This window comes from Aeromonas simiae (assembly GCF_014892695.1).
In the GTDB taxonomy this organism is placed as follows: Bacteria; Pseudomonadota; Gammaproteobacteria; order Enterobacterales; family Aeromonadaceae; genus Aeromonas; species Aeromonas simiae.
The window spans coordinates 2,603,193-2,627,165 of sequence record NZ_CP040449.1 but is presented as its reverse complement, the minus strand read 5'-3'; the positions used below and the strand labels follow the sequence as shown (position 1 = coordinate 2,627,165).

The window sequence follows — 23,973 nt, the reverse complement described above, 5'->3', positions numbered from 1 at the left end:
CTGTTGCTGTCTTTATTATTGCGAGTGGTCGACGACTCCAGCAGGCTGCTTCCTTGCCAGCTCATGCCACTCAACCCATTGTTTTTCGTGAGAAGAATTCACTTTAACCAATCCCTTGTCAATTGCCATCAGGCAGCGCTCCCACACGTCGCCATGGAAGAAGGCCGCCTGCTGGCAATCGACGGCTGCCAGCTCTAGCCAGACCGCCTCGCCGCTGCGCTCGGCCAGCTGCAATGCCCCGGCCAAGGCGAGGAAGCAGAGATCGAAAAGACGCTGGTGATCGACCGCGCCGGCCGCCTTGGGCAGGAAGGGGTAGCTGACGATGCCGAGGGCGCAGCGGCGCTCGAGCGGCAGCTCGCTTGGGAAGTCATGCAGCCACGCCAGCAGCTCGCCCGCCAGCTTTGGCAGGTCGGTGACGTGGCGTTGGGGGATCACATAGAGCAGGTGCCCCTCGCGCAGGTCATAGATGCGTCCATCGGGGGGATTGCCGGCGGCGAGATAGCGGCCAAACTGCTGCTCTAGCTCGCTCGCCACCTGATGGCCGAAGCGCTCACGGCAGTCGGCCAGGAAGGGCACCTTGAACAGCAGGTAGTGCAGCTTGTCATCGAAGGCTTTGTCGCCCTGCTCGCCGAGATACCAGCGATCCGAGCTCTGACGGCGCTTGGCGATTTCGACTGGCGTGCGTTGCAGCAGGCGTTGCCAGTTGGGCAGTCCGCTGCGCGGCTCGCGTTGCAGTGACTTGCCCAGCAGCTTGTTCTGCTGGCGGGCGGTGCGCAGTTTGATCCAGAGGGTGAAAAAGAGCCAGGCGAACAGGGCCAGCGAAAGGCCGGTCACCACCGAGGTCCACTGGTAGCGCTGGCGCTCGCTCCTCTCCTGCTTGAGTTCATGGGTGAGCTGGCTGAGTTGCTGCTGATACTCCACCTGCTGATAGTGCTCGGTGAGGCCGTCTTGATAGAGGGCCGCCTCCTGCTGGCGCGACAGCTCGCTGCTCTGGTGGTACTTCTTGTAGCTGTCGAGCGCCTGCTGGTAGTAGCCCTTTTGCTCATAGGCAGTGGCCAGCAGGCGATGGGTGTTGCGCTGGCGCAGGCTGTCGCCGATGCGGTTGGCCAGGGTCAGGGCATTCTCGAGCTGGAGGATGGCGATGCCTGACTCGTTCTGGCGCAGGTGCAGCTCGCCGAGCAGCAGCAGGGTGTCTATCTGGGCCTCTTTACTGTCGCCAAACTCGTAGGCTTGACGGGCGGCGGTGAGATAGTTGCGGGCCTGCACCAGATTGCCGTTTTGCAGATAGGTCTTGCCTATCTCGAACTTGAGGCGGGCGGTCTCGCTGCGCGAGGGATCATCCCCTTGCAGATCGAGGGCGTTGAAGAAGTAAACCAGCGCCATGTTCATGTCGCCAAGTTCGCGATTGAGGCGGGCCAGCTCGATCAGCGCCTCACTGAGCGGACGGGGGTCCCCCTGGTTCTGGTAGTGATCGGCCGATTCGCTGGCGAAGCTGAGCGCCTTCTTGAGATCCCCCTCCCGCCGGTAGAGGGCCGCTATCTGGCCGGTCAGTCGACCGAGGAAGGCGTGCTCTTCGCTCTCCTCCACCCGCTTGAGGGCGTCGAAGTATTGGCCAAGGGCCAGCTCGGGCTGCTTTTGCAGCAAGAAGAGATCCCCTTGCACCGCATTGACCCAAGCCAGGCGCAGGGGCTCACTGCTGCGCTCTGCGGCCTGTTGCGCCAGCGTCATCTGCTGTTTGGCTTGCTCGATGCGATGCTCACTCATGGCCAGCGAGGCTTCGAACAGGTGGCTGTAGACCTGCAAGGCATGCCGGTAAAGGGGGGGAGTATTGAGCTCTTTGTCTAGCTGCTCTAGCAAGGGGCGGGCTAGGTAGGCGCGGCTCTCATCCTGAGCCAGCAGGCGCGCTTGCAGATAGAGTGCACTGGCGGCTTGGCCGGGGAGCTTCTCCTGACGCGCCGCCTCCAGCGCCAGAGCGAAGGTGCGCATGGCCGACTCCCCCTGTCCGGCCTTGGCCTGACAAAATCCCTTGAGCAGTTGGGCGCTGTTGATCTGCTCTACGGTGCGGTAGTTGAGTAGCGGCTCGCGATAGGCGTGACTTTGGTTGCTGCCGAGCACCTGGGAGGGGTGTTCTGCCAGGCGTTTAAGAAAGGCGTTGGTCAGGCGCAGGCACTCATCCGGGCGACTGAATGCCAGGCTTTGGGCCGGCTGCAACTCGTTTGGCAACGACTCGCGGGCCAACTCCAGATCCGGAGTCGACAGGGAGGAGATCATCATTGCCAGAAGCAGAGAGTTCATCATCGGTTACAGCGCACAAGGGGTCATGGCATGTTATCTAGGGGCCCCTTGCACGTCCAGTTCAGAGGAGAGATTACTGACGAATCAATCGGATATTCGCGGGTGAACGCTCAAAATCGCTGCGAAAAGGGTTGATATCGAGGCCACCGCGACGGGTATAGCGGGCATAGACGGTGAGTTGCCGGCAACCGCAATGGGTCTTGAGATCGGTGAAGATGCGCTCGACACACTGTTCGTGGAACTCGTTGTGCTGGCGAAACGACACCAGATAGCGCAGCAGCTTCTCCCGCTCGATGCGCGGGCCACGGTAGTGGATCACCACAGAGCCCCAGTCCGGTTGGGCGGTGACCAGGCAGTTGGATTTGAGCAGGTGGCTGTGCAGGGTCTCCTCTACCTCCTCTGCTTGTGCCGCGCCACTGAGCCAGTCGGCGCTGAAGTGGTAGTCGTCGATCTCGATGTCGAGATCGTCGATGCACTCCCCCGGCAGGGTGGCGATGGTGGCGGGGGCCTGATGCAGGTGCCACAGGGTCACCGCCACAGGCGCGCCAGCGCAAGCGCTGAGATCCTGCTCAAGCAAGGCCCGAACAGCGTCGATGCTCGCGCAGCGGGTCTGGTTGAAGGAGTTGAGATAGAGCTTGAACGATTTTGACTCGATGAGGTTGGCGCTGGTGGCGGGCACCCGCACCTCACCCAGTGCCACGACCGGCTTACCCTTGCCGTCGAGCCAGGAGAGCTCATAGAGGGTCCAGATGTCTTCGCCCTGAAACGGCAAGGTGTCTCCCAGTTGCAGATCGTCGCGGTTGAGGCTGCGTGGCACCGGTTGCAGCAGCCCCGGTGTGTAGTGGCTGATGTAGTCGGACTTCTGCCCGAGGGCCAGTTGGGAGAGCGCCTTGGCGCCGGCGTAGCGGTCGTGATTGGTCATGGTGTCGATGTCGCTTAGAATGACGGACTTTGGCGGCAATTGTGGTGAATTTGCATGGCGGATCAAGTGTTGTCTGCGCTGGAGCGGCTATTTGCGCGTTGGCAGCAGCAAGGAGAGAGTCGGGGCAGTCTGCCCCTGTGTGAGGTGGAGGAGGGGTGGCGATCCCCTTGTGAGTTGGGAGAACCTCACGCCGGCATGGTGGCTTGGCGCCCCTTTGCCCGCGAGGCGCAGGAGGATTTCACGGCCCTTGAGGAGGCGCTTGAGCTCACGCTGCACCCGGCGGCTAAGGCCTTCTATGGCCACTGGTTCAGCCGTCCGCTCACCCTCTGGTACAAGGGGATGACTCTCTCCCTGATCCAGCCCTGGAACGCGCAGGACATGGATTTACTCAAGGAAAACCTCATCGGCCACCTGTTGATGCTGCGCAAGCTCAAGCGCACTCCGACTCTGTTTTTAGCCGGTTGCCGCGATGAGATGGGGCTCATCAGCCTCGACAACGAGAGCGGCGCCGTGTGGTTCGAGCGCCTCGACAGCGGGCGGCGCACCCCGCTTAGCCCCGATCTGGCCACCTTCCTCGATCGGCTCGAGCCTTAGCGCCGGGTCGCCCACCAGCACAGCAGCGAGCCGGCGGTCACCATAGCCACGCCGGCGAAAAAGCCGCCCCCCGGCGCCACACCGAGCCAGAGACTGGCCAGCGCCATCGAGAGCACCGGCGTGAAATAGGAAAAGGCGGCGAGCTGGGTCAGGTTGCCAGCCAGCACCCCGTGGTTCCAGCAGGAGTAGGCCGCGGCGGTGAGGCCGCCAAGCAGCAGCACTTGGCCCAGCCCCGGCAGATGCAGCGGCAGGGGCGGCTCGTTACTGCCAAGATAGTGGCCCCACAGTAGGGCCGCGGTGATCGCCAGAAACAGCGGGATCACCGGCTCGCGGCTACCCCAGCGCCGGGTCACCAGCGAGTAGCAGGCCCACAGCAGGGCGGCCGCGCCGGCCAGCAGGTAGGCGGACGGATTTTGCAGCAGGTTATGCCACAGCTGTGCCGGTGACCAGACGCGTTCCCCCTTCATAACCCAAATGATCCCCGTCAGGCAGAGTGCCAACCCCGGCAGCAACAGACGCGAGGCCCGCTGCTGGCGGGTCAACACGGCCAGCAGCACGGTCAGGCTCGGCCAGAGGTAGTTGATCATCCCCAGCTCCAGCGCCTGTGGGCGGTTATGGGCCCAGCCGAGGGCCAGCGCCAGTGCGACCTCATAGGCGACAAACAGGGTGCCACCGAGCAGCAGATAGGGGAGGGGAATGGCGCGCAGGCGCGGCCACCCCAGAGCCAGGGTGGCGAGCAGGGCGCTGGTGGTAAAGACCAGCGCTGCGCCACCGGCGGCGCCGAACAGCTCGGCGATACTGCGAAACAGGCCGACCGAGGCGCTCCACATCAGGATGGCGCCCATGCCAATCAGGGTGGCGCGCCGGGGGGCGGGGAGGGGGTGGTTCATCTGGGCTCCTGCTGTGGTCATCACGCCATGGGCGAGGCGATTACGGCCAGCGCCGGCTTACTCCTTGAAGTCCCATGAGAGATTGGAGACCAGCCGGCAGGTGTCGCACTTGAAGTCGAAGATCTCGTGCAGCGGCTCGGCCAAGCGCCAGTCACCGCCACACTGGGGGCAGGGGCGGCGCAGCTCCTCCTCGCGGTTGCCACCGACCCGGTACAGGTAGTAGTAGGTGGGGGTCTTTGTCAGGAACTCGATGCGTTTACACAGATCCCAGCCGCGGCGAAACAGCCGGCTGCCCACCTCGCTCATCTCGTGCAGCGCCGCGTGCTCGGCGATGGAGCCGTTCATCTGCAACTGATCGCACGCTTCCCAATCCTCCTGCCACTTGATCACCTGCTTGTGATCGCCATTGGCCACCGGCGGAATGCGGTAGAGCGGGATGGGGGCGAAGTGCTCGCCGCAGCGCAGCGGCGAGCAGGTGTGCAGGAAGCTGGTATAGAGCACCTGCCAGTGCGGCTGGGTGCACGCATCCGTGCTGTCGGAGAAGAGATCGGGGCCGTCCAGCTCCACCTTGGGGGCCAGCAGGCCAGCCTGATGCAGGCGGCGCTCGGCCAGTTGCACCTGCTCGCTGTGATGGCGTGGGTGCAGGCTGTCGGGCTCGGGGCAGACGACCCGGCTTTTAAACCAGCCATCTTGAATGCTGGTGGGCAGTTCGCGGCCGATGATCTGACCGTTGTAGCGCAGGGCGTCGAGGTAGCCGAGGATGGCCTGCTCGGCGCGTGAGAGGGTGGTGTCTTCGAAGCACTCGAAGAGGAGATCGACAAGGTACATAAGGTTCCGGTACAGGGCGGCGCGGGGCCGCCTCAGCGTGATTGCAGCAAGGAGATCAGGGTATCGAGCTTGGCCTCGATGCGCTCAAGCCGTGCCTCAATGGGGTCGGCTGGGGAGGCGGGGAGTGCCTCTGGCGCGCCGCTCTGCTCGGTGTGGCCCTGTTTCCAATGGGCCAGCACCGAGAGCAGCTCGGCCATGGGCACCGACTGGCCGAGGCGAGCCTTGACCATGGCAGTGGTCGGGGTGGTGCCACGTTCGGCCAGCTCATTGGCTATGCGTAAAATCTCATCGCGATGGGACATGGGGTTCTCCACAACGGGTTAGCGGCGCAGCATGCGATCGAGCTCGTCGATGGGGGTCGACCAGTCCGAGTCGTTATAGAGCGCATCGCGCAGGAAATCGGCCTGGGACGGGCTCCAGAAGGGGGCTTCGGGCAGCAGGGTGCCTCTGTCGAGGGGGTGGCTGTTGACGAAGCGGCGGATGCTCAGATCATCCGAGGGCAGGCCCAGTTGATCGAACAGGGTATTCATGGTGTGGTAGGGGCTTTCCATGCTCTTTTTCTCCAGTTTGGCCGGCTCTGAGTATAGTTCTCCCTCCATGGCATCCTGCCCTGGATCGCCGTCATAGACCCGGTGCGGCGGCAGCTCGATGCCGGCTAACTGTTGGCCGCGCAGGCGCAGCAGGCCGGTGTAGTGGCTCTCGCCGTCGCTGGAGAATTCGAACTGGTAGCAGGTGATGAGGCCGGGGGGCGAGCGGCTCCAGCTACGGTGGCTCAGGGCCACCGAAAGCAGTTGCAGCCCCTGCGCTTTGCAGTAGCGGCGCAGCATCAGGGTCGCCAGCTCGCCGCGCTGGCGCTCACGCCAGAACAGGGCGGCCCCGAGCAGGAGCAGCAGGATCAATACCACTTCGGTCAGCATCAGGCCCCCGCCGCCTTGAAGAGATCGCCGATGGCGCGTCCGAGCGCCTCACTGCGATGGGGATCGCGCAGCTTGCCGAGCAGTTGCAGACGCAGGGCCGGCAGGGTCACCAGCTCGGCGAAGAGCTGGCCAAACAGGGCCGCCTCTGTGGTGGCAAGCGCCTCAAGGAAGGCACTGAGCAGGGTCTCGTCCTCCAGATCGCCCGGCAGCCGGCCGGCGATGGCGAGCAGCAGCGCCGGGCTCGGCTGGGTGGTGAGCAGGGTCTGCAACTTGGCGCGGCGCAAGGCCTGCGGCGGGCAGGAGGCCTGGGCCCGGCACAGGTGGGCCAGGGTCTCAGGGTTGGGGGCGCCGCGCTCTTGCTCTTGATTGATGCGCTCAAGCAGGGCCCCCTGCAATGCCGGCGGCAGGGCCACCGACTCGAGGGCCTGACACAGGGCGTACAGCACAGGCTCGGGCAGGCGCGGCAGGCTCTTGCACACCAGTGGCAGTATGTCGGGATCGCTGATGCGCTCAGCCAGATCGGCAAAGCCCTGTAGCCCCAGTTGCTGCCAGCCATCCCCCTTGGGGTCGGCCAGATAGGCGCACAGCGGGGCCAGATAGGCCGAGGAGGGTTGGGCCAGCTGACGCGACAGGCGCGCGTGCAGGGCCGCCATCTTGGCTTCGGCCGGACGGAAGGTCCAGGGGTTGCTGGCGAGCTTTTCGGCCTTGGCTTCATCCAGTTCGCCGCTGAGCTGGTAACCCAGGGTCTCGACCACCAGCTCCATGAACTGCTTGGGGCCGGCGCTCATCAGCAGGCCTCGCTCATCGAGGGGGAAGCTCAAAAACCAGAGGTAGTGCTTGCCCGCCTCCTGATGGAAGTGCACTGCCAGCCAGGCCTTTTGCTGCAAGGGCCAGGGGTAGGGCTCCTCTTGGCGTTCGATGCGCTCGAAACGGGCGCGCTCCAGCGGTCGCAGTTGGCGGCCGAGATCGAACAACTGGAACTCGGTACCGGCCTGGGTCAGGAAGTGGGTCAGGGTATCGATGGTGGACATGCCTTGCTCTCGGATGCGGGATATGGCGCCCGATTATAGGGAGCCGGCGGGGCGGCGCAAACCGTTCCCTGCCATTCATACTCAAAACGGAACGTTGGGTGACGGCTCCGGCCCTTACCGCGCCGACGGCCCGACGTGGTATAGTGACGCCCCCCTGCGCGCCAGCGCGCCATGCAATAGAGGACCTTCTCATGTTCAACAAGCACCTGCTGGTTTCCGAACTGCTGCTGGAGCTGACCCGCGAGATGCAGCGCATCGGGCGCTGGCAGAGCGAGGCCCCGAGCAGCGAGGCGCTGGCCAGCCAGCTGCCGTTCTGTGTCGACACCCTCTCGTTCGATCAGTGGATCCAGTTCATCCTGATCCCGCGCATGCAGCAGCTCATCTTGCTGGAGGCCGAGTTGCCGAGCAGTGTCTCTCTCTACCCCATGGCGACCGAGGTCTACAAGGAGGAGCTGGCCGAGGTTGAAGATCTGTTGCGCCTCATCGGCCGCTTCGACCTGTTGCTGTCGGGCAAAGTGGTGGACCGATGACGCTCGAGCTGCTCTATCAGGACGACTGGCTGGTGGCGGTGAATAAGCCCTCCGGCCTGCTGGTGCACCGTAGCTGGCTCGATAAGCACGAGACCCGCTTTGCCATGCAGATGACCCGCGATCTCATCGGCGGGCGCCATGTCTACCCGGTACACCGCCTCGATCGTCCCACCTCTGGGGTGCTGCTGTTCGCCCTCGACCCGCAGACCGCGCGCACCCTGACCGAGGCATTTGCTGGCCGTCAGGTGCACAAGGAGTATCTGGCGCTGGTGCGCGGCTGGGCGCCCGAGCAAGGGCTCATCGACTACCCGCTCAAGGAGCAGCTCGACAAGATTGCCGACGCCTTCAGCGACCAAGACAAGCCAGCCCAAGAGGCGGTCACCAGCTATCGCCGCCTGCATCAGGTGGAGCTGCCCTATGCGGTGTCGAAAAAGCACCCCACCAGCCGCTACAGCCTGGTGCGCCTGCACCCTCACACCGGGCGCAAGCACCAGCTGCGCCGCCACCTCGATCACATCTTTCACCCCATCATCGGTGACACCACCCATGGTGACGGGCGCCACAACCGCTTCTTCAAGCAGGAGTTGGGCTCGGATCGGCTGCTGCTGGTGTCGCGCTCTTTAAGCTTCACTCACCCGGTGCTCAAGGTGCCGATGCGCATCCAGGCGCCGCTTGGGCCCGAGGTGCTGGCCCTGTTCGAGCGGCTCGGCTGGCCCGCCAGCGAGAGTGACTATTGAGCCCCGCCTGTGTCATGCTGTGACCGGTTCAATGGAACAAGGAAACAGGGAATGGCGCGGATCGATCTGTTTATCGGCACTGTATATGGTCAGGCGGCACTGGTCGCCGAGCGGCTCGCCAGCGAGCTGGAGGGGAGGGGTCACAAGGTGACCCTGAACGAGGCGGCGCGGGCCAAGCACCTCTCACCCGATCGCTTCCTTATTTTGGTCACCTCCACCACGGGGCAGGGGGACATCCCCGACAACCTGGCCCCGTTTGCCGATGATCTGCGCCACAAGGCGCCCTGGCTCGCCCCCCTGCGTTACGCCTTGGTGGCGATGGGCGACAGCGCCTACGGTGACACCTTCTGCGGCGCCGGGCGCACCCTGGACGGCCTGTTGCAAGAGCTAGGGGCCAGCCCCCTGGTGGCACGCCTTGAGATTGACGCCAGCGAGGAGGACGAGCCCGAGCGCCCGGCTCTGGCCTGGCTCAAGGGGTGGGCTGACAGGCTCGATAGCCTGTGACATGGTGCATGAAATGACAGAAGAGGGGGCCAGTGGCCCCCTCTTTGCGTTATGTCGGTGGCGTGTCACTCCTCGAGAGTTCGCAGCGCCTTGAGCACATCCTCGCCGGGGGCCAGCCCCTCCACGTGGTTGAAGCTCTCGATGCCGCCCACGTTCACTGTAAAGGCGTCGGCCGAGAGATAACCGCCGCTGCCGGCGCTTTGGGCGATCACCACCAACTCGGGGGCGAGATCGCCACTGAGCTCGGCCAGCTTGACCTCCTTGATGGTGCCGTCGCGCGGCAGCACCACGCCGGCGATGAACTCATCGAGTGGAAACTGGGGCTGGCTACCCGTGTAGAGGCGCACGTCGTAGCTGCCGATGGAGGCAGGCTCGCCGCGCCCGCTGGCGACGGTCACCACCAGGCCGCTCGGCAGGGTCAGTTGCTGGAAGAAGGGCTCGGCGGCTTGGGCATAGCTGGCTAGCAGCAACAGAGAAGAAAGCAGATATTTCATGGCTCGGTCTCTTGCAAGGGGGGCGGCAGGGCCGCCCCGGATCACCAGATCTTCACACGTTTTTGCGGCGGCAGGTAGAGCTTGTCGCCGGGCTGCACGTTGAAGGCGTCGTAGAAGGCGGGGAGGTTGGGCAGCACGCCGTTGACCCGGTACTCGGGAGGCGAGTGGGGGTCGGAGCGCAGCAGCATCTGCATCAGCTCGGGGCGATATTTGCCCTTCCACACCTGGGCCCAGCCGAGGAAGAAGCGCTGATCGCCGGTGTAGCCGTCGATGACCGGCGCCTCTTGGCCGTTCAGTGACAACTGATAGGCCTTATGGGCGATGGTGAGGCCACCCAGATCGCCGATGTTCTCGCCCAAGGTAAAGGCGCCGTTGACGAACTGGCCTTGGATCGGCTCAAAACGGTTGTATTGCGCCACCAACCGGCTGGTGCGTAGGCGAAACTCCTTGAGATCCTGCGGTGTCCACCAGTCGCGCAGCACCCCGTCGCCGTCGGATTTGGCTCCCTGATCATCAAAACCGTGCCCCATCTCGTGACCGATCACGCCGCCGATGGCGCCGTAGTTGACCGCGTCGTCTGCCGCCATGTCGAAGAAGGGGGGCTGCAAGATGGCGGCCGGGAAGACGATCTCGTTGTTGCTCGGGTTGTAGTAGGCGTTCACCGTCTGCGGCGTCATGTGCCACTCGTTGCGATCGACCGGCTTGCCGAGACGGGCCAGGCGGTCTGCATACTCCACTTCGCTGGCGCGCAGCAGGTTGCCCACCAGATCGTCGCGGTGGATGGTGATGGCGCTGTAATCCTTCCAGCTGTCCGGGTAACCGATCTTGGGGCGGAACTTGGCCAGCTTCTCAAGCGCCTTGGCCTTGGTGGCCTCGCTCATCCACTCCAGCTCGCGAATGCTCTGGCCGTAGGCGCTGCGCAGGTTCTCCACCAGTTGCTCCATGCGCGCCTTGGCTTCGGGCGGGAAGTAGCGTGCCACGTAGCGCTCACCCACCGCCTCGCCGAGGTGACTGTCGAGCAGCCCCATGGCGCGCTCCCAATCCGGGCGCTGCTGCGGCGTGCCGCTCAAGGTGGTGCCGAAGAAGGCGAAGTTGAGGCGGTCGGTCTCCTTGTCGAGGTAGGGAGCCCAGTCGCTGATGAGGTGCCAGCGTAGGTAGGCGCGCCAGTCGGCGAGTGGGATCTCGGCCATCAGGCCGTCGATGGCGCTGAGGTAGTCCGGCTGGCCGACGATGAGGCTGGGTTGTCCGGCCAATCCGGTGTCGGCCAGCCAGCGGCTCCAGTCAAAGCGCGGGGCGAGTCCCCGGATCTCGGCTTGGCTCTTGGGGTTGTAGCCCAGCTCCCGATCGCGCAGCTTCACCTTATCCCATTGCAGGGTGGCCAGGCGGGTCTCGAGGGCCAGAATGCGGCTGGCCGCCTCTTGCGCCTGCGCCTCTGGGGTGCCGCTGCGCGCCAGCATGGTGGCGATGTGAGCCCGGTACTGCTGGCGTAGCGCCTCGGCCTCCTGGCCCGTTTTGAGGTAGTAGTCCCGATCTGGCAGCCCCAGCCCGCTCTGATAGAGGGTGACGCTGTAGCGATCCGGGTGCTTCTCATCGGCACCGATCCAGAACGAGAAGGGGGCGCCGCCGCCGATCCGGGCCGTGCGGGCAAAGGCGTGGGCCAGATCGCTCTGGCTCTGCACGGCCTCAATCTCGGCCAGCAGCGGCTGGATTGGAGTGAGGCCGCGGGCATCGCGGGTCGCCCTGTCCATGAAGCTCTGATAGAGATCGGCAATTTGGCGGGTGCTGCTGCCGGCCGGGGCATCGGCCTTGATCGCCTCGTCGACCAGCACTCGCACGTCTGCCAGTGACTTGTCGCGCAGGGCGTAGAAGGCGCCGTCGGCGGGGCGATCCGGGCGGATCGCGCTGCTCTTGAGCCAGTGGCCGTTGGCGTAGCGGAAGAAGTCATCGCCCGGCTTGATGCTCTTGTCCATGTTGGCAGGCAGCAGGCCACTGTGGCGCGGCGCAGATGACTGACTGCAGCCGGCCAGCAGGGCCAGGGCGACCAGGGTGGCCGCCAGGGTGTTGCGTTGGGTCATAGTGGAGTGTCTCTTTGCTTGAGCCAATGATAAGGGGTATGCGGCTCTCTTCTGGAGCCTGTTGGCCCTTGCCACTGTAACAGTGCGCCATCCCCTTGATAAGCCTCACTTGGTGTTATCATGGCCGGCAATTGAAGTGTCTGTATCTGCCGATGGACTCCCTATGACCCAGCCTTCCCCCGCCGCCACGGCGCTGCATGCCGCCCTGGCCGAGGATACGCTAGCCCCGCTGCGCTTGGCGCTGAGCGGCGGCCTCGACTCCTGCCTGTTGCTGCACCTGCTGGCGGCCGAGCCTGACTGGCGCCGCCGCCTTGAGGCCGTGCATGTCCACCACGGACTGAGCCCCCATGCCGATGAGTGGGCCGCCTTTTGTGTGGCGCAGGGGGCGGCGCTGGGGGTGCCGGTGCGGGTGGAGCGGGTGCAGCTTTGCCCCGGCAATGGCGAGAGCTTGGAGGCGCAGGCGCGCCGTGCCCGTTATGGGGTGCTGGCCCGCCACCTGCCGCCGGGAGGGGTACTGCTCACCGCCCATCATGGCGACGATCAGCTCGAGACCCTGCTGCTGGCCATCAAGCGCGGCAGCGGGGTGCGCGGGCTGGCCGGTATGGGGGCGCGTCAGCCCTTCGCTGGCGGGGTGCTGGTGCGCCCCCTGCTCGGGTTTGCCCGCGCCGAGCTGGCCGCGCAGGCCGGCGCGCTGGGGCTTACCTGGGTGGAAGATGAGAGCAACGGCGATGAGCGCTTCGATCGCAACTTCGTGCGCCAGCAGCTCGCTCCACCGCTGCGCGAGCGCTGGCCGGCGATCTTGCAGACTGCCGCACGCAGCATGAGCCTGTGCGCCGAGGCCGCCGAGCTGCTCGACGAGCTGGCCCAAAGCGATCTGGCGGCCATCGGGGAGGGGGAGCGGCTGCCGGTGGCGCCGCTCATCCCCCTTTCGCCTGCGCGGCGCGCCAATTTACTGCGCCACTGGCTGCGAGAGCGCGGGGCCACTCCCCCTTCCCGCGAGCAGTTGACCCTGCTGTGGCAGGAGGTGGCGCAAGCTCGCGCCGATGCCAATCCCAGCCTGTGTTGGGATCTGTGGCGTTGTTGTCGTCATCAGGGGGCGCTGGTGGTGTTGCCGCGTGATGAGCAGGCTGCGCCCCTGTCATGGGAGGCCGAGCTGGAGGTGGGGCAGTGGCTGACCTTGCCGGTCGGGCTGGGCCGGCTGCGGCTGGTGCCCTCACCGGCAGGGCCGCTGCGCGCGCCGCAGGGGGGGGAGCGGCTCTTCTTACGCTTTACGGTGGCGCCGGGCTGCCGATTGCACCCTATCGGGCGCGCCGGCAGCCGGCGGCTCAAGAAACTGTGGCAGGAGTACGGCGTACCCTCGTGGCAGCGCGGCAGGGTGCCGCTGCTCCATTACGACGAGACCCCGGCGGCGGCGCTCGGGGTCTTTGTCTGCGAGGGATTTGCTGGCTCGGCGCTCGGCTGGGAGTGGCAGCGCTAGGGGAGCTGGCTCTTGCCCCGGTAGAGATCGGCGTCGGCCAGCTCATAGAGCTGGTGCACGCTCATGCCACTTTGCCAGCTGGCCGCCCCTAGGCTGCACCCGACACCAAACGAGAGCAGCTCCTGATGGCTGCGCAGCTGATCGCACAGGCGCTGCTGCACCGGCTGCCAGGCCAGCGGCTCGGCCGGTTGCAAGATCAGGGCAAACTCGTCGCCGCCGAGGCGAAACGCCTGATCGGTGGTGCGGATCACCTCGCGCAGCAGCTGGGCAAAGCGCGCCAGCACCAGATCGCCGACCGGGTGGCCCCAGGTGTCGTTGATGAGCTTGAAGCGATCGAGATCGACCAGAACCAGCACCAGGCCGTGGTGCTCGCGGCAGTTCTGCTCCACGGCGCGGCCGATGGCCTCGTCGAAGTGGGCGCGGTTGCCAAGGCCGGTGAGGTGATCAAGGCGCACCTGTGACTGCAACTGCTCCAGGCGCAGCATCAGACGCAGCGGCATGCTGAGCAGTTGGTGATATTGCTGTAGCGCCCGCTGCTGGGTATGGCTGAGCGGTAGCTCAAGGCCATAGTGCAGCAGACCGAGCAGAGAGTGGTTATCGTCGCGCAGCTCGAAGCTGCAATGATGGGGCGCCCCCTCACTGTTGACGATATGACGCGGCTGGCCGCAGTCGATGAGCAGACTGTGCAGGCGGACAATTCTTGCCACCCGGCTGGCAAAGGTTGTCAGCAGCTCATGCAGGCTGCCTTGGGCCAGCAGCAGTGCCAGCAACTGCAACTGCTCGTTGCTGTCGAGGGTGCTCGCCCTTTCTGTCTGTCTCGACCACGGTTCTGCTCCTTGTCCCCACATGCCAAACGCGATGGTGTTTTCCACGTCGACTCCTCACTACGCATCGAATCACTGCCAGGCGGGTAGGGGGAAGCAATAGTCATACCTATTTATGAACAATATGTGACTGTTTAGCGTTGGTTTATACAATGCATTGATTAGACAGGACAAATAAAAGAAACACCGCCCGAAGGCGGCGTGGTTACTGCCGCTTCAGCGGCGAGGGCTGGGTGCCAGGTCGAGAAAGTGCCGGATACTTGACTGCTTGTCCCGGGTGTCCTGATAGCCGAGCTGGATCAGGTTTTGACAGTACTCGGGCACGAACATCAGGAAGCTGGCCAGGGTGCTTGGCTCATCCCCCTTGACGCCGAGCACCCGCAGCAGTCGGCGCAGGTGGCGCGGCAGGTGGGGAAGGTGGGGTAGCGCGAGTTGGTCGAGATCCTGACTTGGCCCCAGCACGCAGGGCTCGATGAGGCGCAGGTTGAGGCGCTCGCGCTCGCGCGGTGCCATTTGGGCCAGGGTGGCGTTGATGCGGGCGAGCCGCTCCAGATCCGAGTTGAGGGTATCGCTGAACACGGTGTTGAGCAGATGGCTGGCGATCTGTGAGCTGGTGATGGCGTGGGGAGCGCTCCCCATGTCGTGGCGGGCATCCAGAGTGATCGCCAAGATGTGCTCAGCCCCCAGATGGATGGCCGGGCTGAGTGGGCTGAGCTGCTGGATCGAGCCATCGCCGAAGTCGTGATCGTCGATGCGCTGGGGGGCGAACACGAACGGCAGTGCCGACGAGGCGAGCAGGTGCTCGGTGGTGATCAGGGTCGGGATGCCACGGCGGCGGGCCCGTTGCCAGGCGTGCCGGTTGGGGCGCCCCTGGAAGAAGGTGGTCGACAACCCGCTGCGGTAGTCGGAGGCGGTGATGGCCAGCGCCTCCAGATTGCCATAGAGCAGTTGCTCGTCTATCCGGTCGTAGTTGATGAGCTGATCGAGCAGGCGCTTGAGCGGCTCCTGAGAGAAGAGGTGAAACGCCGGGTTGGGAGTGGCGCTGATGAGGCCGGCCGACCCCTCGAACAGTAGGCGACGCAGCAGTTGCCCCGGTTGAAAACGAAAGATGTGGTGGGTCTCGCAGCTGCGCCATACCCACTCGAGTTTGCGCACCCCGAGTTGGAAGTGGGAGGCATAGCAGGCGAGGGCGGTGGCGTTGAGGGCACCGGCCGAAGTGCCGCACAGAATAGGAAAGGGGATCCCCGCCTGGCGGGGGTAGAGTTCGGCGATCGCCTTGAGCACGCCAACCTGGTAGGCGGCGCGGGCGCCGCCACCGGTCAGCAACAGGGCTGTGCTGGGTTTTGACATGGCCCCTCCATGGGTTGCCTTTTCCTCACTATAACGCGTTGTTTTGTGGTGAGAAATGGGCAGAGGGGCCGGTTTTTTCGGTTACAGCAGCGTGGTGGTTAACAGGTAGCCCACCGTACTGGCCACGCTCACCCCGATGAGGCCGGGAATGATGAAGCTGTGGTTGAGAATGTACTTGCCGATGCGGGTGGTGCCGGAGCGGTCGAAGCCGATGCAGGCGAGATCGCTTGGGTAGGTCGGCAGGATGAAGTAGCCGTAGCTGGCCGGCAGGAAGGCGATCAGCAGCTTGGGATCGACCCCCAGCGCCAGCCCCATGGGGGCGATGGCGGTGAGCGCCGCCGCCTGGCTGTTGACCAGCTTGGAGATGAGAAACAGCACCAGGGCGTAGGTCCATGGCTGGGCCTGCACCACGTGGGAGAGCGCCTCTTTGAGCTCGCTCATGTGGCTGTTGAAGAAGGTGTCACTCATCCAGGCCACGCCAAACACCGAGAAGATGGCGACCATACCGGCCTTGAACACCGGGCCGTTCGATATCTCGCCCGGTTTGACCTTGCAGCTCATCAGGATCACGGCGCCGGCGATCAACATCATCATCTGGATCACCAGGTTCATGGAGAGAGGCCCGGTCTTGCCCCCCATCTCGAATACCGGGCGCAGTGAGGCATCGGCCCCCAGCACCACCACGGCGGCGATAGCGGCGAAGAAGATCCAGGTCGACCGGTAGGCCTCTTTCGGGAAGCGGGTGCCGAGCAGGGTCTCGCTGCCGCCATAGATGAAGGCGCGTTGCTGCGGATCTTGCAGCTTGGCTTGGAACTCCTCGTCCTTATCGAGATCCTTGCCGCGGCGCAGGCTCCACAGGGCGGCGGTCAGCACGCCGCACAGGGAGGCGGGCACCGACACCATCAGGATCTCGAGCAGGCTATAGGCGTGGCCCACGCCGGCCTTGGCGGCCAAGATAGAGACCAGCGAGACCACGGCCACCGACACCGGCGAAGCGCAGATGGCCATCTGGGAGGCGACCGAGGCCACCGCCATCGGCCGCTCCGGGCGGATGTTCTTTTGCAGCGCGATGTCGGCGATGATGGGGAACATGGTGTAAACCACGTGGCCGGTGCCGCACAGGAAGGTCAGCGTCCAGGTGGTGAGGGGCGCCAATATCGTGATGTACTGCGGATGGCGGCGCAGCAGGCGTTCGGCCACCTGCATCATCAGGTTGAGACCGCCAGCGGTTTGCAAGGTGGCGGCGCAGCCGATCACTGCGAGGATGGTGAGCATGACCTGCACCGGTGGCTCACCTGGGGTGAGGCCGAAGATAAAGCTCAATATAAACAGACCGATGCCGCTGATAAGGCCCAGCCCCATACCGCCAAAACGGGTGCCGAGCAGCAGACAGCCGAGCACCACTAAAAACTCCATCAGGATCATTCCCTGTTACCTCCATCAGTTGAAACAGCGCCGCCCGTGGCCGGCGCACACTCCATCGTGCCTTGTTGTGTTAGCCCTAAAGGGTTAGGTGAATTATCGGGGGTGACGGCGGGCGAAAAGTTGCGGCATCTCAAGGTGAATCAATAACAACTTAAAAACTGCGAGGTCAGGAGAAATGCAAAAGGCCGCCCCGGAGGGCGGCCTTTGAGGTCATGTCGGTGCGCTTAGAACTCGGCGGTGCGCGGAGTTCGCGGGAAGGGGATCACGTCGCGCACGTTGCCCATGCCGGTCACATAGACCACCAGGCGCTCGAAGCCGAGGCCAAAGCCGGAGTGGGGCACGGTGCCGTAGCGACGCAGGTCGCGATACCACCAGTAGTCCTCTTTCTTCAGACCCATCTCTTCAAGGCGCTGATCCAGCACGTCGAGGCGCTCTTCACGCTGGGAGCCGCCGATGATCTCGCCGATCCCAGGGGCCAGCACGTCCATGGCGGCGACGGTCTTGCCGTCGTCGTTCAGGCGCATGTAGAAGGCCTTGATGTCCTTGGGGTAGTTCTTCACCACCACGGGGGCCTTGAAGTGCTCCTCGGCCAGATAGCGCTCGTGCTCGGAGGAGAGATCGATACCCCAAGAGACCGGGAACTCGAAGGTCTTGCCGCAGTTTTCCAGGATGGTGATGGCATCGGTGTAGTCGACCTGGGCAAAGTCAGAGGCGACGAAACGCTCGAGGCGGGAGATGGCCTCCTTGTCGACGTGCTGGGCAAAGAACTCCAGATCGTCGCGGCGCTCGGTCAGTACGGCGTTGAAGACGTACTTCAGCATGGCTTCGGCCAGGGCGGCGTTATCTTCCAGATCGTTGAACGCCACTTCCGGCTCGACCATCCAGAACTCGGCCAGATGGCGGCTGGTATTGGAGTTTTCGGCGCGGAAGGTGGGGCCAAAGGTGTAGACCTTGGAGAGGGCGCAGGCATAAGTTTCGGCGTTGAGCTGGCCGGAGACGGTCAGGAACGCCTCTTTGCCAAAGAAGTCCTCGGCGTAGTCCACCTTGCCGGCATCGGTGCGCGGCAGGTTTTCCATGTCCAGGGTCGAGACGCGGAACATCTCGCCGGCGCCTTCGGTATCGGAGGCGGTGATGAGCGGCGTGGCCACCCAGATGAAGCCCTGCTCGTGGAAGAAGCGGTGGATGGCCTGGGCCAGGCTGTTGCGCACCCGGGTCACGGCGCCGATCAGGTTGGTGCGGGCACGCAGGTGGGCGTGCTCACGCAGGTACTCGATACTGTGGCGCTTGGCAGACATGGGGTAGGTGTCGGGATCTTCGACCCAGCCGACTACCTTGACCTCGGTGGCTTGCAGCTCGAAGGACTGGCCGCTGCCCTGGGACTCGGACACGGTGCCGGTCACTTCGACGGAGCAGGCGGTGGTCAGATGCAGCACGTCGCTCTCGTAATTGGCCAGGGTATTGGGCACGACTGCCTGCACCGGGTGGAAGCAGGAGCCGTCAGATACGGCCAGAAACGAGATCCCCGCCTTGGAATCGCGGCGAGTCCGGATCCACCCCTTGACGGTCAGGGTGGTGCCGACCGCAAATTTGCCGGTCAGCACATCAACTACGGATGCGTGCGTCATCGAAATAAAGTCTCCAACTGGTGCTTGCACAGTTTTTCTTGCAATAAAAAAGAGGGCGGCGCAAGGCCGACCGAATGCCACATCTTACCCGCGCCGGCTTGATAAACAAGCAAAAGATGGCGCTTTGGGCTGGGCGGTAACGGCACTTTTAGCCCCGTTTGGGGTCTGCTGCGGCGCTCATGGTTCGGCTTTGGGCGCCCGGTTCGGATGGCCGTGGCGCGAGCCGTCGCTCCATGCTGTCGAGCATCTGGTTGTAGGCGGCGGCCACTCGGCCAATCTCATCCTCTTCTTCTATCTCGAGGCGCCGGCCGGGGAGCGGGGCATCGGTGGCCTCTTCCATGGCGCGGGTGAGCTGGCCGAGCGGGTTGACCACCCAGGTACGCAGCACCCAGAGGGTGAGCAGCAGGCCGGCGCCAAACAGGGCGGTGAGTGCCAAGGTGGAGCCGAGGATGCTGCGCTCAACCTGGGCGAACAGGGCGTCGAGGTCGTACTCAAAGCGCACCGCACCGAGCACGGTCCCCTCTTCGACTTGATGGCAACTGGTGCAGTCGGTGCCGCGATAAGCCTTGCTGGCGCGCAGGGGCAGGGTGGCAATCAGGCGGCTGCTGGCCCCCTCTTGGATCACCTCCAGACTCCCTTTTCCCTCGAGGGCGAGGCGGTCAAAGTCATCCTGCACCGCCTCTTCTGCCCGCCCCGGCCCGTATTGGCGGGTGAGGGCGGTGCTTCGCACGATACGGGCATCCTTGACGTGGCTATGGCGCTTGAACTTCTCGCGCAGGGTATCGCGCGCCGCCATCTGGCCGGTCAGCATCAGCATGTTGAGGCTGTCGAAGTAGGCTTCGGTCTGCTCCTGGCTCTGCTCCTTGATGAGGCTGAGGATGAGATCGCGTTCGCGCACTGCTTGGTAGCAGGCCGAGAAGACCAGCACCATGGAGAAGATGAAGAGCAAAAAGAAGTTGAGTTTGGCGGCAATAGAGAGGCGCATGGGCAGTGTGATGGGGCGGGTCAATAAACCGCCCCACTCTACGCCTCTTTTTCACATGGGTCTGATGGCTGGGTCACAAAGCGGCGTCAGCGCCAGCTCCCCTCTTCCAGCACGGTGGCGATGGCCCGGGTCAATACCGCCAGCTCTTTTGCCGTGATGACAAACGGCGGCATCAGGTAGACCAGCTTGCCAAACGGGCGGATCCAGGCGCCGAGCTCGACGAAACGGCGCTGGATGGCGGCCACATCGACCGGCTGGTGCAGCTCGACCACCCCGATGGCGCCGAGCACCCGCACATCGGCCACCGCCCCATGGCGCGTGAGCGGCAATAGCTCATCGCGCAGCTGCGCCTCGATCCGTTGGACCCGTTCCTGCCAAGGGGAGGCCAGCAGCAGATCGATAGAGGCGCAGGCGATGGCGCAGGCGAGCGGGTTGCCCATGAAGGTGGGGCCGTGCATAAAGACCCCGGCTTTTCCTTCACAGATGGTGGTGGCCACCTGTTCGGTGGTCAGCGTCGCCGACAAGGTGAGGTAGCCCCCGGTGAGCGCCTTGCCCAGGCAGAGGATGTCGGGGCGGATGCCGGCCCAGTCGCAGGCGAACAGTTGGCCGGTGCGGCCAAAACCGGTGGCGATCTCGTCGGCAATCAGCAGTACCCCGAACTCGTCACACAGGGCGCGCACCCATTGCAAGTAACGGGGGTGGTAGAAGCGCATGCCGCCGGCCCCCTGCACTATGGGTTCGAGCACGATGGCGGCAACTTCTTCGTGGTGATCCGCCAGCAGGGTGGCAAGTTCCACCACGCACTGCTCATCCCACTGGTCGTGGAAGCGGCAATGAGGGGCGTCAACGAAATGGTGCTCGGGCAGGAACCCCTTGTAGATCTCGTGCATGCCGCCATCTGGGTCGCACACGCTCATGGCGCCGAAGGTGTCGCCGTGATAGCCGCTGCGCAGGCTGACAAACTTGGCCCTGGGCGTCCCCTTGGCGTGCCAGTACTGCTGGGCCATCTTGAGCGCCACCTCCACCGCCACCGAGCCCGAATCGGCGAGAAACACCCGATCCAGCCCCGCCGGAGTGATCTCGACTAGCTTCTGGCACAGTCGGATGGCCGGCTGGTGGGTGATGCCGCCGAACATAACGTGGGCCATGCGCCCGAGCTGATCGCGCGCGGCCGCATCGAGCTCGGGGACCTGGTAGCCGTGAATGCAGGCCCACCATGAGCTCATGCCATCGACCAGCTGGCGGCCATCGGCCAGGGTGAGGTGCACGCCGCTCGCCTCGCTCACTTCGTAACAGGGCAGGGGGCGGGTGAGGGAGGTATAGGGGTGCCAGATGTGGTGCAGGTCAAAATCGCTCACAAAATAATCCAATGTCAATGTGGTGCAACTGGTTGGTGTTGACAGGATATCGGCAATCCCTACACTGGCCAACCATTAACGGCCCGCGAGCCTTCACAACGAGAAGCACTGCATGAGCACCGAACTGCGCCACGACTGGACCCTGACCGAGGTACAGTCCCTCTTCGCCCTCCCGTTCAACGATCTGCTGTTTCGCGCCCAGAGCGTGCACCGCGCCCATTTCGACCCGAACGAGGTGCAGGTGAGCACCCTGCTCTCCATCAAGACCGGCGCCTGCCCGGAGGATTGCAAGTACTGCCCCCAGAGCGCCCGCTACCAGACCGGCCTCGAGGCGGAGCGGCTGATGGAGGTGGAAAAAGTGCTCGAGCGGGCCCGCGAGGCGCGCCAGAACGGCTCGTCGCGTTTTTGCATGGGCGCCGCCTGGCGCAACCCCAAGGAGCGCGACATGCCCTACCTCATCCAGATGATCGAGGGGGTGCGCGCCATGGGGATGGAGACCTGCATGACCCTCGGCATGCTCAGCGCCGAGCAGGCCGGTCGGCTGGCCGAGGCGGGGCTCGATTACTACAACCACAACCTCGACACCTCGCCGGAGTTTTACGGTGACATCATCACCACCCGCACCTATCAGGATCGGCTCGATACCCTGGCGCATGTGCGCAGCGCCGGCATGAAGGTGTGCAGCGGCGGCATCGTCGGCATGGGCGAGCAGCCCAGCGATCGGGCGGGGCTCCTGATGGCGCTGGCCAACCTGCCGCGCCACCCGGAGAGCGTGCCCATCAACATGCTGGTCAAGGTCAAGGGCACGCCACTTGAAGACGAGGCGAACCTCGATCCGTTCGAGTTCGTGCGCACCATCGCCGTGGCGCGCATCATGATGCCCCACTCCTACGTGCGCCTCTCGGCTGGCCGAGAAAAGATGAACGATCAGCTGCAAGCCCTCTGCTTTATGGCTGGCGCCAACTCGATCTTCTATGGCTGCAAGCTGCTCACCACGCCGAACCCGGACGAGAGCAGCGACATGCAGCTATTCCAGCGCCTCGGCATCCACCCCGCCCAGTGTGCCCAGAAGCCCGACGCGGTGCAGGAGGAGGAGCTGACCGCCACCTTGGCGCGTCAGGCGGCGACCCAGCCGGCGCCAGAGGATCTCTTCTACGACGCCACGGCTCGCTGATGGGCTCCCCGTTTCATCTCGCCGACGCGCTCGATGCCCGGCGCGAGGCGGCGCTGCTGCGCACCCGCAGCGCAGTGCGCCATGAAGGGGCGCACCTGCACGTGGCCGGGCGCGACTATCTGCACTTTGCCGGCAACGACTACCTGGGGCTGGCGCGCGAGCCATTGCTGGGCGCGGCGTTTGCCGAAGGGCTCACCCGCTTTGGCGCCGGCAGCGGCGCCTCGCCGCTGGTCACCGGCTACCACGAGGCGCACCAGCGCCTCGAAAAGAGCCTGTGCGACTGGCTCGGGGTAGAGGCGGCGCTGCTGTTTAACTGCGGCTTTTCTGCCAATCAGGCGGTGCTCAAAGCCTTGCTCGGCAAGGAGCACCGCCTGTGGCAAGACCGGCTTAACCACGCCTCTTTGCAAGAGGCCGGCAGCCAGCTCCCCTGCACCATGCAGCGCTTTGGTCACAACGACATGCAGGCGCTGGCGCGCCAGCTCGAGCCCGGCGCCGGCCTCATCGTCTCGGAAGGGGTGTTCAGCATGGACGGGGATCTCGGCGACTGGCCGTCCCTGTGCGATCTGGCCGCGCAGAGCGGCAATTGGCTGATGATCGACGACGCCCACGGTCTCGGTGTGCTGGGGCCGGAGGGGCGAGGCACCCTGGCTGCGCTCGGCATAGGGCCAGAGCGGGTACACATCCACATGGGGACGTTTGGCAAGGCGCTCGGGGTGGCCGGGGCCTTTGTGGCCGGCAGCCGCGAGCTGGTGGAGTATTTGACCAACTTCGCCCGCACCTATGTCTACAGCACCCATATGCCGCCGGCCCAGGCCCACGCCATCACGGCGGCGATTGATTTGGTGCGTGCCGGTGAGGCGCGGCGTACCCACTTGCACGGGCTCATCGCGCGCTTTCGCGCCGGGGCGAAGGGGCAGGGCTGGCGGCTTGGTTGCAGCCACACGCCGATCCAGCCGCTGCTGGTGGGGGAGAGCGAGGCGGCGCTGCACCTGGCGGCGCGGCTGCGTGAGCGCGGCATCTGGGTCACGGCGATCCGCCCGCCCACCGTGCCAGTTGGTACGGCGCGCCTGCGCATCACCTTAAGCGCGGCCCACGGCGAGGCGGACGTCGATGCCCTATTGGCGGCGCTCGCCGAGTGCCGGGAGGCGCGCCATGGGTGAGCTGCCCCCGTTCCAGCGGGTCGACAAGGCCCAGTTGGCCCGCCGCTTTGGGGCGGCAGCCCGGCGCTACGACGCCCACGCCGCCTTTCAGCGCGAGGTGGGGCAGGCGCTGCTTGGCTGGTTGCCGGCGCACAGCGATCACCTGCTCGATCTCGGCTGCGGTACCGGCCACTTCCTGCCCATGCTGGCAGCGCGCAGCCATCGCCTCACGGCGCTCGATCTCTCGCCCGGCATGCTGGACGAGGCCCGCCGGCGTGGCAGTGGAGCCTCGCTCTTATGCGGCGACGCCGAGGCGCTGCCGCTGCCCGGCGGCCAATTCGATACGCTGTTCTCCAGCCTGGCGTTGCAGTGGTGCGAGCGCCCCGAGCGCGCCTTTACCGAGGCGGGCCGAGTGCTCAAACCCGGCGGCCGGCTGTTTTTCTCGACCCTGCTGGCCGGCTCCTTGCACGAGCTGCGTGCGGCCTGGCAGGCGGTGGACGGCGCGGCGCACGTGAACCGCTTCCTCGAGCGGGCGGCGCTTGAGCGCGCCCTGCTGGCCGGGGGGCTCGTTATCGAGCGCCTTGAGGTGCACCCCTGGCAGCTTCGTTATGGGGCGGTCGAAGGGTTGCTGCGCGATCTCAAGGGGATCGGTGCCAGCCAAGTCAATGAAGCGCCGCGCGGCGGGCTGGGGGGAAGGGCCCGGCTGGCGGCGCTGGCCGATGCGTACGAGCAAAACCGGGTGGACGGCACCCTGCCGGCGACCTATCAGGTCTGCCTCGCCGTGGTGCGCCGCCCTTAG

At 65.0% G+C, this 23,973-nt stretch carries 23 protein-coding genes and 1 pseudogene; 8 read left to right on the top strand and 16 right to left on the bottom strand.

From position 1 onward, the window contains the following. Positions 1 to 15: 15 nt before the first annotated feature. Together FE240_RS12290 and queF are read right to left on the bottom strand one after the other, a co-directional pair. A complete protein-coding gene (locus FE240_RS12290) occupies positions 16 to 2,295 on the bottom strand; it encodes a tetratricopeptide repeat protein (RefSeq protein ID WP_193001294.1) in 2,280 nt (759 codons plus the stop codon). Positions 2,296 to 2,368: 73 nt separating this feature from the next. Next, complete coding sequence (queF, locus tag FE240_RS12285; RefSeq protein ID WP_193001292.1) at positions 2,369 to 3,217, bottom strand: NADPH-dependent 7-cyano-7-deazaguanine reductase QueF; 849 nt, start codon at positions 3,215 to 3,217, stop codon at positions 2,369 to 2,371. A gap of 54 nt (positions 3,218 to 3,271) precedes the next feature. Between queF and syd the strand changes: the two genes are divergently transcribed. Next, the gene (gene syd, locus FE240_RS12280) at positions 3,272 to 3,811 is read left to right on the top strand and encodes a SecY-interacting protein (protein WP_193001290.1); all 540 of its coding nucleotides are present in this window, start codon (positions 3,272 to 3,274) and stop codon (positions 3,809 to 3,811) included. Here the strand turns inward: syd and yddG are convergent. The 6 genes and pseudogenes from yddG to FE240_RS12250 all read right to left on the bottom strand — a co-directional run bounded on the left by yddG (position 3,808) and on the right by FE240_RS12250 (position 7,477). Then, positions 3,808 to 4,701 carry an aromatic amino acid DMT transporter YddG gene (gene yddG / locus FE240_RS12275; protein WP_193001288.1) on the bottom strand — a complete coding sequence of 298 codons (894 nt, stop codon included), beginning with the start codon at positions 4,699 to 4,701 and terminating at the stop codon, positions 3,808 to 3,810. The genes syd and yddG overlap by 4 nt on opposite strands. Before the next feature lie 57 nt (positions 4,702 to 4,758). Continuing rightward, positions 4,759 to 5,529, bottom strand: coding sequence for a Zn-ribbon-containing protein (locus FE240_RS12270; RefSeq protein ID WP_193001286.1), 771 nt, complete (start codon positions 5,527 to 5,529; stop codon positions 4,759 to 4,761). A 32-nt stretch (positions 5,530 to 5,561) separates the two neighbouring features. Then, positions 5,562 to 5,831, bottom strand: a complete 270-nt coding sequence (locus tag FE240_RS12265) for a DNA-binding protein (RefSeq protein ID WP_193001284.1) — start codon at positions 5,829 to 5,831, stop codon at positions 5,562 to 5,564. Between the two features lie 18 nt (positions 5,832 to 5,849). Continuing rightward, positions 5,850 to 6,059, bottom strand: a complete 210-nt coding sequence (locus FE240_RS12260; protein WP_264293209.1) for a DUF2789 domain-containing protein — start codon at positions 6,057 to 6,059, stop codon at positions 5,850 to 5,852. Between the two features lie 96 nt (positions 6,060 to 6,155). Beyond that, positions 6,156 to 6,443: pseudogene (locus tag FE240_RS12255) on the bottom strand (DUF3301 domain-containing protein); the annotation flags it as partial. A gap of 2 nt (positions 6,444 to 6,445) precedes the next feature. Further along, positions 6,446 to 7,477, bottom strand: a complete 1,032-nt coding sequence (locus tag FE240_RS12250) for a DUF3549 family protein (RefSeq protein ID WP_193001282.1) — start codon at positions 7,475 to 7,477, stop codon at positions 6,446 to 6,448. 191 nt (positions 7,478 to 7,668) lie between these two features. Here FE240_RS12250 and FE240_RS12245 point away from each other — a divergent pair, with 191 nt between their 5' ends. From FE240_RS12245 to FE240_RS12235, 3 genes are read left to right on the top strand one after another with little or no spacing between them, the layout of a single operon-like run. Then, positions 7,669 to 8,007 (top strand): YqcC family protein, encoded by a 339-nt coding sequence (locus tag FE240_RS12245; protein ID WP_193001280.1) that lies wholly within the window; start codon positions 7,669 to 7,671, stop codon positions 8,005 to 8,007. Then, positions 8,004 to 8,744 (top strand): tRNA pseudouridine(65) synthase TruC, encoded by a 741-nt coding sequence (gene truC / locus FE240_RS12240; RefSeq protein WP_193001278.1) that lies wholly within the window; start codon positions 8,004 to 8,006, stop codon positions 8,742 to 8,744. The genes FE240_RS12245 and truC overlap by 4 nt, the downstream gene beginning before the upstream one ends. 51 nt (positions 8,745 to 8,795) lie before the next feature. Then, positions 8,796 to 9,248 carry a flavodoxin gene (locus FE240_RS12235; protein WP_193001276.1) on the top strand — a complete coding sequence of 151 codons (453 nt, stop codon included), beginning with the start codon at positions 8,796 to 8,798 and terminating at the stop codon, positions 9,246 to 9,248. A gap of 65 nt (positions 9,249 to 9,313) precedes the next feature. On the opposite strand, the gene FE240_RS12230 is transcribed toward FE240_RS12235, so the two are convergent. Further along, complete coding sequence (locus FE240_RS12230; RefSeq protein WP_193001274.1) at positions 9,314 to 9,742, bottom strand: PliI family lysozyme inhibitor of I-type lysozyme; 429 nt, start codon at positions 9,740 to 9,742, stop codon at positions 9,314 to 9,316. Between the two features lie 41 nt (positions 9,743 to 9,783). Beyond that, positions 9,784 to 11,817 (bottom strand): M13 family metallopeptidase, encoded by a 2,034-nt coding sequence (locus FE240_RS12225; protein ID WP_193001272.1) that lies wholly within the window; start codon positions 11,815 to 11,817, stop codon positions 9,784 to 9,786. 163 nt (positions 11,818 to 11,980) lie between these two features. On the opposite strand from FE240_RS12225, the gene tilS reads away from it, so the two are divergent. Next, positions 11,981 to 13,294 carry a tRNA lysidine(34) synthetase TilS gene (tilS, locus tag FE240_RS12220; protein ID WP_193001270.1) on the top strand — a complete coding sequence of 438 codons (1,314 nt, stop codon included), beginning with the start codon at positions 11,981 to 11,983 and terminating at the stop codon, positions 13,292 to 13,294. Here tilS and FE240_RS12215 read toward each other — a convergent pair. The 6 genes from FE240_RS12215 to bioA all read right to left on the bottom strand — a co-directional run bounded on the left by FE240_RS12215 (position 13,291) and on the right by bioA (position 20,861). After that, positions 13,291 to 14,142, bottom strand: a complete 852-nt coding sequence (locus FE240_RS12215) for a GGDEF domain-containing protein (RefSeq protein WP_193004545.1) — start codon at positions 14,140 to 14,142, stop codon at positions 13,291 to 13,293. The two genes, tilS and FE240_RS12215, sit on opposite strands and share 4 nt — an antisense overlap. A 192-nt stretch (positions 14,143 to 14,334) precedes the next feature. Continuing rightward, positions 14,335 to 15,468: a patatin-like phospholipase family protein gene (locus FE240_RS12210; RefSeq protein WP_193001268.1), complete on the bottom strand. Its 1,134-nt coding sequence runs from the start codon at positions 15,466 to 15,468 to the stop codon at positions 14,335 to 14,337. Between the two features lie 81 nt (positions 15,469 to 15,549). Further along, on the bottom strand, positions 15,550 to 16,893 hold the full coding sequence (locus tag FE240_RS12205; RefSeq protein WP_193001266.1) for an anaerobic C4-dicarboxylate transporter: 1,344 nt from the start codon (positions 16,891 to 16,893) through the stop codon (positions 15,550 to 15,552). A gap of 224 nt (positions 16,894 to 17,117) precedes the next feature. Next, a complete protein-coding gene (gene asnS / locus FE240_RS12200; protein ID WP_193001264.1) occupies positions 17,118 to 18,518 on the bottom strand; it encodes an asparagine--tRNA ligase in 1,401 nt (466 codons plus the stop codon). Between the two features lie 148 nt (positions 18,519 to 18,666). Beyond that, positions 18,667 to 19,503, bottom strand: a complete 837-nt coding sequence (locus FE240_RS12195) for a HAMP domain-containing protein (RefSeq protein ID WP_193004544.1) — start codon at positions 19,501 to 19,503, stop codon at positions 18,667 to 18,669. A gap of 86 nt (positions 19,504 to 19,589) precedes the next feature. After that, positions 19,590 to 20,861, bottom strand: a complete 1,272-nt coding sequence (bioA, locus tag FE240_RS12190) for an adenosylmethionine--8-amino-7-oxononanoate transaminase (RefSeq protein ID WP_193001262.1) — start codon at positions 20,859 to 20,861, stop codon at positions 19,590 to 19,592. A 112-nt stretch (positions 20,862 to 20,973) separates the two neighbouring features. Between bioA and bioB the strand changes: the two genes are divergently transcribed. Genes bioB through bioC form a run of 3 tightly spaced genes read left to right on the top strand, consistent with a single transcriptional unit; the run spans position 20,974 to position 23,973 of the window. After that, complete coding sequence (gene bioB, locus FE240_RS12185; RefSeq protein ID WP_193001260.1) at positions 20,974 to 22,035, top strand: biotin synthase BioB; 1,062 nt, start codon at positions 20,974 to 20,976, stop codon at positions 22,033 to 22,035. Next, positions 22,035 to 23,195: an 8-amino-7-oxononanoate synthase gene (gene bioF, locus FE240_RS12180; RefSeq protein WP_193001258.1), complete on the top strand. Its 1,161-nt coding sequence runs from the start codon at positions 22,035 to 22,037 to the stop codon at positions 23,193 to 23,195. Before bioB ends, bioF begins: the two co-directional genes overlap by 1 nt. Next, a complete protein-coding gene (gene bioC / locus FE240_RS12175) occupies positions 23,188 to 23,973 on the top strand; it encodes a malonyl-ACP O-methyltransferase BioC (RefSeq protein WP_193001256.1) in 786 nt (261 codons plus the stop codon). Before bioF ends, bioC begins: the two co-directional genes overlap by 8 nt.